Raw genomic sequence first — 13,343 nt, forward strand, 5'->3', positions numbered from 1 at the left:
ACACCAATATTTGTAAATATATGGTGAATAAGAATGTTTGAAATTCTTTTGTACCAGTACTTTGAACGCCATTTGTCCATCGTTCCACCAATATTGAAGACAATTCGAAAACGGTTCATTATCTAATCAGTTTCGGGCCTAAACTTCGTCTCCCGTTTGATGAATGTACTTGGCAGAAAACCTACAAAAACAAAAAAAGCATTCCTGGATCGGATGCTTTTTCAAAGTGCGTTTCTTCAATTCATCTTTTTTTATGTCTACGTCCTGCGTCCCGACTCAACTAACGGATTCCTCGGGAGATGTTTCCTTTATCACACAGCGTTCCCCTGCCTTGCGTACCGCCCGAATAATGCCACCGTAGCCGGTACAACGACACAGATTCCCGCACAATCCCGTTTCAATCTGTTCTTGAGAAGGCTCAGGATGTGCATCCAGTAATGCCTTGGTTGAGATCACCATGCCCGGAGTACAATAGCCGCACTGAAAACCACCTTCCTCTACAAAAGCCTGTTGAATTGGATGCAGAGTGCCTTTCTCCTCGCCGTGCAGACCTTCAATCGTCATAATGTCACTGCCTTCACATTGATAAGCCATGACAAGACAGGAATTCACAGGCTCTCCATTCATCAGAACCATACATGCGCCGCAGCGACCAACTTCGCAGGATACTTTGGTACCCGTTAGCTGCAAATGAGTCCGAAGCACATCGACAAGTCGGGTCGTTTGTGCAATCTCCAGATGTTTCTGCTCGCCATTCACCACGGCTGTCCAGTGATTATCAATTGGCTTACTCATGATGGACTCACTCCTTCCTGCAAAGGTACATTTAAAGGTCTGACCAGTTGTTCCCTCGGTACAGGAAGACGGTTAACCCATACGCCTGTTGCCTGATGAATTGCAGCTGTTATGGCCGGCGCAAGCGCAACGGAGCCAATTTCACCGATCCCTCTAGGGCCAAACGTATCACCTTCTGGTAAGTCTTCAATTGCCTCAACCTCCAGATTGGTATGAATATCCTGAATGGTTGGGATCAGATACGTGTCGAGGTTGGTGGTTACATAACGGCTGTCCTGCATGACCGCATCCTCGGTTAACGTGAATCCAAGCGCCATGACACTGCCACCTTCAATCTGTCCGATATAACCCATAGGGTTGATAACCGGGCCTGCCGCTACAACATGGCGTGTATCAAGTAGCTTGGTTTCGCCGGTCAATGTATTTACTTCTACCTCTGCCGCAACCGCCGCATACGTATACAAATAATGCCCGCCTACCACGTTGTCTGGCGTAGTTGGGTAATCAAACTTTGTATCGAAAATCCATTCATCGGGCTCGCCCTGCATGACAAGCTCCGCATACGAAACCACAGCACATGAGCGAACTCCTTCTTTTGCTGCAGAATCGAACCCAGCTTCAGAATCTTGATCTACTCCCTTCAGCGCCTGCATTTCCTCCTTCTCGCTCGTTCCTGCCCCTTGCCCAGCTGTTTCCACTTCAGGAGTTTCACCAGGAAGCTGGTCTTTACGCCATACACCGCCAGGTCCTGTCACCAGTTGCTCTGCCGGAATGCCCGACATTTCAGACGCGACAGCGAGAACACGGGAACGAAATGGAGTCTGCAAGCGTTGAAGAGCCATCCCTGCCATCGTTGTTGAACGTGAAGCTGTACTTGATCCGCTGTGTGGCACACGATCCGTATCTCCGATAATAATACTGAGATCCGATGTACTGCATTGAAACAGATCACATAACATAATTTCCAGCGTTGCAATAAGCCCCTGACCAAATTCCTCGTAGCTGAACGCCACCTCAATCTTGCCTTCGTTGTTCAGGGACAGGCGGCCTCCCGCAGGGTCCGGAATACCGTAACCGAGCCCTGCACCGTGCATCGCGATGGCTGCTCCGACTCCGCGTTTGATCCACGGCGGCAGAGCAGGATCTGCCGGGGGATGCTGATGTTTTTGCCACAGTTCGGAGCGATCCAATGCCTCCCATACTTGGGACAGTCCATCCGTAACCAGAATGCGTTGATTCAGTGGTCCAGGATCATTCTTTTCCCTCATATTACGTCTGCGGAACTCCCAAGGGTCCATGTTCATGATTGCTGCAAGCCGATCCATCTGACCTTCCATGGCAAAAATCGCCTGATTCCCGCCAAATCCGCGAAACTCACCTGACAGCCCATTATTCGTGTATACAGATACACCTTCCACATCCACATTCGGAATAGCGTAGGGTCCAAGGCAATGTTCGGTGCAGAAGTTCAGCACGGGTGCACCAAGTGTGGCGTAGGCTCCCGTATCTGCTGTAATGCGGACACGATGCGCTTGTATGGTACCTTCTCGACTCATGCCCGTCTGCATTTCAATTTTCATCGGATGCCGCTTCAGCCCCGCACGGACGGATTCTTTGCGTGAATTATGCATTTTCACAGGACGACCGCATCTCAAGGCCAGCAATGCACCATAAGGCTGTACGTTTAGTTCATCTTTTCCGCCAAATGAACCACCAATCGGTGAAGACACCACCCGGATATCTTCTTCAGGACAACCAATGATGCGCGCAAGCTGCATCCGGTCTTTATAACCATGTTGCGTTGCCGCGTATACATTCAGCCTCCCCTCTTCATCCGGGACAAACAGGCCACCTTCTGTCTCCATGTACGCATGCATCTGACGAGGCGTATAATACGTCTCTGTCACGATATGATCACACGTGGCAAAAGCTTGCTCGGCATCTCCACGTTTGATCTCCGTGCGATGCAGCACATTGCCTGGACCATGCTCATGTAACTCTGGTGCACCTGGAGCCAAGGCAGCGTCTGTACTATTCAGAGGTGTGAGTTCCTCATACACTACACGGATCGTATCCAGTGCAAACGCCGCACGTTCCGGAGAATCCGCAGCAACCGCTGCAATGGCGTCACCGACATAACGCACAATATCCTCACAGAACACAGGCTGGTCCGGGGTCGCAATACCAAAACGATTCAGACCAGGCACATCTTTGGAGGTCAGAACCGCATAGACACCTTCCAACGCCTCAGCTTCCGAAGTATCTATAGACAGAATGCGAGCATGAGGATATTCACTTCGCAATACTCTGCCATGAATCATGTCAGGTAGCGTCATATCCGTCAGATATTGAAGCTGGCCTGTTACTTTGGGCGCCCCATCTGGCCGCAGGTGCCAACGTTTCCCGCTCTGTTTCCGGTTCAGCAGCATGATCCCTCTCCCCCTTTGTGTGATCGAAGTCTTCTATTCGTGAAGTGCCTCCCATAGCCCAGCACCAAGCATATTGCCTGCGGTCTGTTTGCGATATTGTTCTGTTGCAAATGCATCACCATACGTTGTAAACTCATCAGCCACAGCAGCTGAAAGAGTCGCGGCTTGCATGACAGAAGCTTCGCTACCAAGAAGCTGTTGTTCTGACTCCAGAAGTCGCATCGCCATGCCTGAGCCCCCGCCAGCCGCAATCGCAATCTTGGTCCAGCAGTTATCCGAGTCAATCTCACCGTATAACGCAACCGTCACCAGCGATGCACTGAACGTCTCCCGTCGACCCAGCTTGCGATAAAAGGAAACTGCTCGTGCAGCAGGTCTGTACTCACCTTCCACATCAAGCATAGAGGACGGTCTCATCGGAATATGAATCGAGATTAATACGTCCCCTGGATTACGGCTGCCATCCCGTCCACCCTGAAGCCAGGAAGACACACTGCGAATCTCTATTCCGTTGTCAGTCAACCAGTGCAGCTCCGCATCATATACAAGCAAAGCAGGCAACGTATCTCCTACTCCGGATACAATATTCCCGCCAATGGTTGCCACGTTTCGAATGGAAGGAGCAGCAATTGCATTCACCGCTTCTTGCAGGATCGGCAGTTGATGCAGCAACACTTGTGCAGCACATTCTTTTAATCGGGTCATGGCTCCAATGACCATCTCGTCTCCACGAGTAGATACACCGCTTATTTCAGGAATACGAGCCAGGCTAATCATGTGTTCAGGCGCTGGAACCAAGCCGCCCTCCCACTGGGTTCTTAGCAATGTTCCACCTGCCGTGTAACAACATATTCCCTTGAGTCTACTTCTCAACGTTTGCAGTTCTTGCAGATTCTCAGGCTGCCATACCGATGGCACGGCTCCAGAACCGTATGCCGGTGTTACCATCGCTGCACCCCCTTTCTCTCTCTTCCTTGGGCAGGAAATTCAACCGTCTGATCCAGATAATTCTTCAAATCATATGAGAGTTCAGCAGCAACGTCAATTACCTTTACATCGTTTTGGATAAATGTATAAAACCTGCGTTCTATTTGTGCTTGATGCATGATGATCTATCGAAAGCTAACACGGGTTCTCATTCAGAACATGTTAAAAGAAGACAAACAGGCCAACCAGACTGCCTGGCTGACCTGATCATGTTATTAAATTATACATAGTCATTAATCTTCTCCTGTTATTTAGTCTGTCTGCTGCGATTCATATACATGATTCAGAATGCGTTCCAATTCCGGTTCTGTATCCGCATCCCAGAAACTAGTCTCAGACAGTGGTACATGTACACCTGAATAGTTAGCGCTACGCATGATCTTGCGTGCCCCTTCATCTCCATGTAGAGACAACAGAGGCCCGAACATATGGGAGCGAAAAGCAACAGGAGGCTTGCCTCCCTCACCATCGGTAGCTGCGACATAGTCACACAGGTTGTGGGTAGCCAGTGCTCTGGTCACCCGATTGATATCCTGTGCTTGTAATAAAGGCTGATCGCCCAGTAACATGAGAATGCCCTCCGGTTTGTACTCCATGGCCGACAACACGCCAGAATGAAGAGAATTGGCCATGCCGCAGGCATAGTCAGCACAGACCACAATTCGAAGTCTTGCTGTGGGATGATAGGCATACGCGGCAGAATCAAACCATTTTACAGGCAGCCATGCCAACGAATCTTCCGGTTTGACCACACAAACCACTTGATCCAACTCCGAATTCAGCGCAGCTTCCAGTGACCATGCAGCCAGGGACCTCCCGTCAGGCATGATAACCGCGAGTTTATCCCGACCAAGACGACGACTCTTACCTGCTGCCAGAACTATGCCCGTCATTCGCATGTGCAACGCTCCCCTTCTGAACCTCAGAACTCAAGGAAGAGACCTTCTGTTTACATGCGATCAATTCCGCTGCAATGCTGATGGCGATCTGTTCGGGCCCATCTGCTCCGATGCTCAATCCAACGGGAGAATGCACACATTTCAACGGTGGTAAGCCATCCAGCAGACGGGCCGTTCGTGTTTTCGAACCCATGATGCCAAGATACGCGTACTCACAGTCCACTAACATCTCCAACAGTTCACGTTCGTGGGGATAATTATGACTCATTAAAATCAAATAATCTCCGTTGTGCACGTTTAACAAAGGCATAATCTCACACGGGAAACCCATTACCAGTTCAGCTTCAGGGAATCGTTCCGAGGTGCATAAGGACTCTCGCCAATCGGCAACTACAACACGGAATCCTGCAGACCCGGCGAGGCTGGCAACAGGAATAACATCATTCCCGGCTCCGACGATAATCAGGCGAGGCTTAGGAGCGTACAACGAAGTAAGTTGCTGCGGAAGCTCCCAGGGATTCGTTGAAATTCCGTCATTTGTCGGTATTTCAGCATCAGTATCAGAGATATGTTGTGAATCACCGGATAGATGGGAAGAGTGAGATTCGTTTGACGTAGCAGTTACCATTTCAGACACAAGCGTAAGGTGAGGTATATCGGGAGAATGTTGTGTTGATGCCGTATGTTCATGCTTGATATTACCACTACTGTACTGTTCATCAATCTGCAATGAAGCTGGATTATAATTCGCCACGCGATCATGAGGAGGGACGAGCGAAGGACGCATGATTGCGTGGCGCGGAGTACTCGTTAGTTCAATCCGTGTCCATCCATATTGAACCCTTGTGTAATCATCTTGGAACGTTCGGGTTAACGCTGTTGCAGCGCCGGATTGAAAACACTCTTGCATCTGCTGCAACGTATTTCGGAGTTCACCACACACAGGTTCAAGCAACACAACAACGAGTCCGCCGCAGCCAATCGTCTCCCCCCAGGACAGATCATCTTCGGGACGCATGTCGTACTCCGCGAATTCCATCTGGTTTGTATCCAGCACACGGCTCACCCGGGCCTGAAGATCACTCTCCAGACATCCCGGACTGATACTGCCAACCATTTTGCCATCCTCGGTCAACAGCATAGAGACTCCCTGCTTACGGTAAGCATGACCCTCTACCTTGATCGCTGTTGCGAGCACACAGCGCGTTTCACGGGCTGCGATTGCACACAGATCATGCATTTCCATAGCGGTCCCCATCCTTTCTGGAATTGCATAAACTTCCTTCGATCAGATACGTTTCATCAATCTCGCAATACTCTTATCCGACTCACGTAGCACAATGCCACGATCAATCGTCTGAATCTTACGATTCTTGAGCACGATACTTCCGTCAATAATAACGGTATCCACACAGCTACGTGTTGCGGAGTACACTACGCGGGAATAGACATCTGTCTCATAGGAAGGGTACGTGTGGAAATCATCCAGATCCAGCAGCAGCATATCTGCCTTTTTGCCCACTTCAAGACTGCCAATTTCCTTCGACAAGCCAAGCACCTCTGCACCACCCATGGTAGCCATACGCAATACAGTCCGGGCATCCATCACTGTTGGACCATGAGGAATCTTCTGCATCAGAGCTGTGAGGCGCATCTCCTGAAACATATCCAGATTGTTGTTGCATGCGGCACCATCGGCCCCAATCCCAACCGCGATCTGACGATTCAGCAGATCCGGAATATCGGCTACCCCGGAGGAAAGTTTCATATTTGATCCAGGGCAGTGAGTGACTTTGACACCGCGCTTGCGGATGATCTCTTTCTCTTCTTCACTCAGCCATACACAGTGTGCCAGCACCAATCTGGGGGTCGCCAGACCGATATGATCGAGGTATACGATGTTACGCATTCCGCGTTCGTGTTCGACCAGTTCAATCTCTCCGCGATTCTCGGAGGCATGGGTGTGGACTTTGACATGATATTTATTGGACAGGTCGCGCACTTCTATCAACAATTCCTCGGTACACGATACAACGAAACGTGGACAGAAAGCATATTGAATGCGTCCTCCGCCAAACCCGTTCCATTTCTCCAGCAGATCCACACTCTGTTGCAGCGAAGTCGCTGTATCCTCACGCAGGGGTTCCGGAACTTCGTCTCCATGATCCATCATCACCTTGCCGGAGATGACCCGGATGCCGCTCTGTGCCATCGCCTGAAACGCCGAGTCCGTGTGATGTACCGTCTCCATATCCAGAATGGTCGTCGTTCCGCTGGAGATTAATTCGCCAAGTCCAAGCATTGCCGAATAATAGACGGACTCCTCATCATGCGCTGCTTCCAGCGGCCAGATGCGTTGACGGAGCCAATCCATCAGTTCCAGATCATCCGCACGTCCACGGAACAAGGTCTGACACAGATGAATATGCGTCTGGATGAAACCTGGCAACAGCACTTTGCCACGAGCATCAATGACCTGGTCAGCTTGCACGTCTATGTGAGCTGCGATCTCCTTGATTTTGTTATCCTCGATCAACAGATCTCCGATGAACACTTCCTCTTCTGCATTCATCGTCACAAGCTGTGCGCCTTTCAGCAGGATCGTTCCCATGCCAATCTCCCCTATCTGTGTCTGTCTATAGTATTCATGTAGCTGTTACCATCCAATAGCCATACCGTCGCCTCTAGGGTCTGCTGCGCCGCTGATCATGCCGTCCTCCCGAATGACAATGCCTTGCGACTGTCCCATAATACCGTCCCACGGCGCTCTCGCTTCAACGTTATGTCCCCACTGGGCAAGGGTTGCACATACGTCATCATGATATCGGTTCTCCACACGCATCGTATCGCCTTCTTCACCCCAGGTACGTCCGTACACCCAACGGGGCAGGCTGATCGCTTCCTGGATATTGAGCCTGTAATCAAGCACTCCGGTAAGCACCGATAATTGTGTCTGCGGCTGGCCTTCTCCGCCCTGCGTGCCCACGAGCATATAAGGTTTGCCATCTCGTGTAACAAGGCCCGGCATGAGGGTATGGAATGAGCGTTTGTTCGGTTCCAGTACGTTGGCATCTCTCTGATCTAGGGAGAAAAACGACCCCCGGTTCTGCATGATAACCCCCGTATCCCCTGGGACATAGGCTGCACCAAAGTCAAAATACAGGCTTTGGATGAATGAAACGGCATTGCCTTCGCTATCCACAACCGCTGCATACGCCGTGTCCTGACCTATCGTTTTGGACAAAAACGGTTGTGCTACAGGTGGAGCAGACTGAATCTCATTCCACAATTGGTCTCCGTAACTCTTGGATAATAGAAGATCCAGCGGAATGTCCCTGAAATCCGGGTCCGTCAGATAACGGTCACGATCCCGAAATGCCTTTTTCACCACTTCCGCCATCAGATGATAGAATTCAGGTGAGGTACGTGCTACAGAGGACAGATCGGTATGCTCCAGCATATTTAACATCATCAGCATCGAGAATCCCTGCGAGTTGGGCGGCATCTGATGAACTTCATAGCCACGATACTCCGTGCTAACGGGTTTCACCCACTCGCCCCGATGCCCTGCAAAGTCTGCTGGTGCAAGCATGCCCCCATCCTCACGAATAGCCGAAGTCAGACGATCCGCGAGTTCTCCTGTATAAAAAGTATCTCGCCCTTCCGTCTGAATCAGACGAATGGAGGCAGCAAGATCAGGCTGGATCAGCAGCTCACCTTCCTGCAAAAGTGTACCCAAAGGCGCAAATACCGCTCGCAGCGGTGTATGCCCCATAATGAAATCTTCATCCCTTTCCATCCACAGGCGGAGATTCCGGGATACAGGGCATCCTTTTTCTGCATACTGCACCGCAGGTTCAAGCAACTGCTCCCACGGTAACTTACCGTACCGGGACCAGACTTCCCACCAGGCATCCACCATTCCCGGAACCGTGATGGCACTAAGCACACCACGCTGAGGGATGGCATTCATGCCCATCGCTTTGAACGTATCCGCATGAATGCCTGCGGCTGAGCGGCCACTTCCGTTATAGGCGGTAATCTCACCACTGGCTCCGTCATGAATCAGGAAGAAAGCATCCCCTCCAAGTCCGGTCATATGTGGATATACCACACCCAGTGTTGCACTGACCGCAACAGCAGCATCATAAGCATTCCCGCCCTTCTGGAGGATGGAGCTTCCCACTGCACTCGCCAGATAATGAGGAGAGGTGACCATGACCTCTCTGGAGATTGGCATCTGATTTAACATAAGGCGCCCTCCTTCCCTGCATACACATCCAATGCGGCCTGCACCGCTTCACCGGCAGGTAATACGTGACGATGACGGAGAAGAACAGCTTCCAGCGCTCCCAGCACATGAAGTACGTTCTTGCGTTGGCAGCTGAATCCCATTGTACCGATCCGCCAGATCTGCCCTTTTAACGGTCCAAATGAACTGGCAATCTCAATGCCGAAATCGTTCAGCAACATGCTGCGCACCGACTCACCATCAATCCCCTCCGGAATCGTGATACAAGTGACCACCGGAAGTTTGCTTGACATATCCCCGTACAGTTGCAGTCCCATTCCCTGAATTCCAGCGACCAACGCACGTTCATTTACCAGATGTCTCTGGAACCTGGCCTCCAATCCTTCTTGCAGCAGAATGCGTAATCCTTCGTGAAGACCGTAGAGCATGGAGGTAGCCTCCGTATGATGGTTCAACCGTGCCGAACTCCAGTAATCCTGCAATTGGCTCAGGTCAAAATAATTACTGGCAATCGTGCGGCCTTCTGCCCGCGCACTGGTTGCATCCCGCAGTCCGCGTTCAACTGTTTTGCGGCTCATCAGTTTCTGCTCCACACGACTGTTATACGTGAGAGGTGCCATTCCTGAAGGAACGGACAGGCATTTCTGCGTGCCACCCATCACCGCATCTAGATGCCAGGCATCCGTCTCCACCGGCGTTCCACCAATGGTAGCCACAGCATCCACGACGAGTAAAATATCAAGGTCGCGACAGGCTTTGCCAATCTCGGCAAGGGGCTGCATCTGACCGGTGGAAGTCTCACCGTGAACCATCGCAACCAGACTTGGTTTATGGGTATGGATCGCCTTGATCACCTCTTCCGGATCAAATACCGTTCCCCATTCCGTTTCAAAAAAGACAACCTCTGCACCGCAACGTTCCGATATTTCAACCAGCAGATGTCCGAATCGCCCGTAGATCGGAACGAGAACTTTGTCACCGGGCTGAATTAGGCTGACCAACACAGCTTCTATCCCTGAACGGGATGTACCATCAACTGGATAACACCACTCGTTATCAGTCATATATAACTCTCGTAGCATCGCCATTGTCTCGTTCATCAAAGATGTGAATTCCGGGTCAAACTGCCCTAGGATCGGAAAGGATAATGCTCTAAGTACACGTGGATCAACCTCAACGGGGCCCGGGGTCATAATGGTCCGCAAGGACGGAGATAACTCTTTATAGTTGGACATCTTCATTCAACTCCCGTAACCGTATTTATAGAGTAGCTGGACCAGAACCCGAAAACCGTGCATCAGGTCTGCTTCAGCTGTATATTCAAGTGGATTATGACTAATACCATCCTGGCTCGGCACAAAGATCATCGCTGTCGGACAAGCCGGCTGAAAAATCTGCGAATCATGTCCGGCACCGCTTGGCATGGGCCAGTAGGACAATTGCTCCTGCTCACAGATGTTTTGAATGTCCGAGATCATCTGCGCATTCATGGGGATGGGTGTGACAGATAGATGTTCTTCCCAGTCCAGTCCGAGCTGCTGCTCGGCTGCGATTCGACTAAAAGCCTGGAGCACCTCCTGCCAGCAGCGATCAATACTCTCCTGCCGGATATGACGAATATCCAATGAAAACACCGCCCGGGCTGCAACCACGTTCCCAACACCCGGATCGGCCGTGATTCGCCCAACCGTGGCTACGAGTGGTTCTCCTGCTTCCAATGCGATACTCCTTACCGCAGCAATCATCTCGGCTGCTCCGGCAAGTGCATCCTTGCGCCAGGACATCGGCGTCGTCCCCGCGTGATTCGCTTCACCGCTGACGGTAATACTGAACCTCTTCTGACCTACGATATCGGATACAACTCCAATTGAATGTCCAAGACGTTCCAGAACCTGACCTTGCTCAATGTGAAGCTCAATAAAGGCACCGTAATTTTTCGCGGCAGGTCTATATGCACTATCGGGTCCAAAGCCCGCATCGCGGATCGCTTGTGCAAAGGTAATGCCGTCTTGATCCTTCAAATGCTCTACGTCCTCGAAAACTGTCATTCCTGTTATACTGCGCGAACCCCAATACGCAAAAGGGAAACGACTTCCTTCTTCCTCACATAGGGATACCACTTGAAGTGTGCGTTTCGGTGCTCCAAAATGCTTTTGTAAATACTCCAATGCAAGAACTCCCGCCACCACACCGTAAGCACCATCATATTTACCACCGTATACCACGCTGTCAATATGTGATCCGGTCACAATCGGTAATTCTTCAGCACCAGTCGCTGATTCCTTACCCTCACTCTTGAGTGTGCCATACAGATTACCGGACTGGTCAAATTCGGGAGACAGCCCTTTCTCCTGCATTTTGGTTGCAAGGGCACCTTGTGCTTCACACCAAGCCGAGTCATACAACAGTCGTGTGACGCCACCTTGTGTATCCGCACCATATGTCGACAGCCAGTCAAGCATGGCTTGCAGCTCCACCTGTTCCACATCCGGCAATGGAAGAGGAGCATTATTTGTACCGGATGACCGGTATACTCCAGATTCCGTCATGTCGTCTCCTCCGTTCCCGCTTCGATGGGACTAGAAGAGTAAGCCGCAATGTGTCGCCCGAGAGGCACGGGAGATAATCCGGATTCCGAGTTGTAGACACGATGCCCACGGCAAAATACGTCTGCAATCTGACAGTTAAATGTACGTCCTACATAAGGGCTCTGTTTATGCGTGTAGAGCAGATCCTCCGTGTTCAGGGTTGTGCTCTTCTCCCAGTCAATCAGGACCAGATCTGCATCCTTGCCAATCGCAATCTCTCCTTTGCTCTCCAGACCAAGCCTTCTGGCAGGTTGCAAGGAGAGCACTCTTCCGAGCAACGGGAGGTCGATATTACGCTGAAGATGTCCATCCTCCAGCATGATTAGCAGTGTGCTTTGCGCCCCGGATATACCGCCCCAGATTTCGAAGAAGTTATCAGATTGTTTCATGGATGGCGGACATGGAGAATGGTCCGAGGCAATACCATCAATCAATCCCGAAGTCAGTGCATCCCATAACTGCTCCTGCTCGCAAGAGCTGCGAAGCGGTGGAGCACATTTCGCTACAGCACCTAATCGGACCACATCCTGATCGGTCAGCGTCAGATAATGAGGGCATGTCTCCGAAGTGACATCCTGCCCACGCCGTTTTGCTTCTGTAATCAGATCCAGTGCTTCCCGGGTGCTAATATGCACAAAATGCAGCGCACAACCGGTCAGTTCACCATACTTCAACGCCCGGGCAACCGCGACGACTTCAGCTTCCACAGGACGGGATCGGATATAATCCATCGGTTCAGTCTTTCCCTCCGCAATGCTTCTCGCAGCGAGTTCGGCAACGATGCCTTCGTCCTCTGCATGAAGTGCCAGCACACGGTTTAATTTGGCAAGCTCATGCATTCCGTCCAGCAATGTATGGTCATCGGCTCTGGCAAAGAGGTCTTCCCCATCTCCACCCGGCTCAGACATAAATGCCTTGAACCCGGCAGCACCCAACCCTGCCAGTGGAGCAAGTTCGCCACGATTGCCGGGAACCAAACCTCCCCAGAACGCATAATCAACATAAGATTGGTCTGCAGCTGCTTTCTTTTTCATCTCCCATGCTTCCGGCCTCGTGGTTGGTGGTACGCCGTTAAGTGGCATATCGACATAGGTTGTGATTCCCCCTGCGGCAAGGGCTGCCGAACCCGATCGAAATCCCTCCCAACTGGCGAGTCCAGGTTCATTGAAGTGTACATGAATGTCCACGACACCCGGCATCACTGTAAGGCCCTCAGCTTCTATGATCCAAGTCGCTTCACCAGCGGTCAGCCACGTGGATAGTTCCGTTATTTTCTCACCAGTAATGCCAATATCCAGTTGCTCTACCCGATCTTTCAGCACCACCCGGGCCCCCCGGATGATGGTATCAAATGTTGTCATGTGGATGACCCTCCCCCTGAATCAGAACCGGA

Annotated in this window: 10 protein-coding genes; all 10 read right to left on the reverse strand. The window is 51.1% G+C overall.

What is annotated here, in order from left to right; genetic code table 11:
• Positions 1-276: 276 nt before the first annotated feature.
• Positions 277-795, reverse strand: a complete 519-nt coding sequence (locus MKZ13_RS17530; protein ID WP_221821545.1) for a (2Fe-2S)-binding protein — start codon at positions 793-795, stop codon at positions 277-279.
• Positions 792-3,224 (reverse strand): molybdopterin cofactor-binding domain-containing protein, encoded by a 2,433-nt coding sequence (locus MKZ13_RS17535; protein ID WP_339177008.1) that lies wholly within the window; start codon positions 3,222-3,224, stop codon positions 792-794. Before MKZ13_RS17535 ends, MKZ13_RS17530 begins: the two co-directional genes overlap by 4 nt.
• A 33-nt stretch (positions 3,225-3,257) precedes the next feature.
• Positions 3,258-4,172 (reverse strand): FAD binding domain-containing protein, encoded by a 915-nt coding sequence (locus MKZ13_RS17540; RefSeq protein ID WP_339177009.1) that lies wholly within the window; start codon positions 4,170-4,172, stop codon positions 3,258-3,260.
• A gap of 290 nt (positions 4,173-4,462) precedes the next feature.
• Positions 4,463-5,110, reverse strand: coding sequence for a nucleotidyltransferase family protein (locus MKZ13_RS17545; RefSeq protein WP_339177010.1), 648 nt, complete (start codon positions 5,108-5,110; stop codon positions 4,463-4,465).
• Positions 5,076-6,356 carry an XdhC family protein gene (locus tag MKZ13_RS17550; protein ID WP_339177012.1) on the reverse strand — a complete coding sequence of 427 codons (1,281 nt, stop codon included), beginning with the start codon at positions 6,354-6,356 and terminating at the stop codon, positions 5,076-5,078. The genes MKZ13_RS17545 and MKZ13_RS17550 overlap by 35 nt, the downstream gene beginning before the upstream one ends.
• A 42-nt stretch (positions 6,357-6,398) precedes the next feature.
• Positions 6,399-7,721, reverse strand: a complete 1,323-nt coding sequence (locus MKZ13_RS17555) for a 5'-deoxyadenosine deaminase (RefSeq protein WP_091029542.1) — start codon at positions 7,719-7,721, stop codon at positions 6,399-6,401.
• A gap of 45 nt (positions 7,722-7,766) precedes the next feature.
• Positions 7,767-9,362 (reverse strand): gamma-glutamyltransferase, encoded by a 1,596-nt coding sequence (gene ggt, locus MKZ13_RS17560; RefSeq protein WP_339177015.1) that lies wholly within the window; start codon positions 9,360-9,362, stop codon positions 7,767-7,769.
• Positions 9,356-10,597, reverse strand: coding sequence for an alanine--glyoxylate aminotransferase family protein (locus MKZ13_RS17565; protein ID WP_076217052.1), 1,242 nt, complete (start codon positions 10,595-10,597; stop codon positions 9,356-9,358). The genes ggt and MKZ13_RS17565 overlap by 7 nt, the downstream gene beginning before the upstream one ends.
• Before the next feature lie 6 nt (positions 10,598-10,603).
• On the reverse strand, positions 10,604-11,911 hold the full coding sequence (locus MKZ13_RS17570; protein WP_339177016.1) for a Zn-dependent hydrolase: 1,308 nt from the start codon (positions 11,909-11,911) through the stop codon (positions 10,604-10,606).
• Positions 11,908-13,311 carry an allantoinase AllB gene (allB, locus tag MKZ13_RS17575; protein WP_339177018.1) on the reverse strand — a complete coding sequence of 468 codons (1,404 nt, stop codon included), beginning with the start codon at positions 13,309-13,311 and terminating at the stop codon, positions 11,908-11,910. The genes MKZ13_RS17570 and allB overlap by 4 nt, the downstream gene beginning before the upstream one ends.
• Positions 13,312-13,343 lie beyond the last annotated feature (32 nt).

This window comes from Paenibacillus sp. FSL R5-0701, assembly GCF_037973995.1.
Taxonomy (GTDB): domain Bacteria; phylum Bacillota; class Bacilli; order Paenibacillales; family Paenibacillaceae; genus Paenibacillus.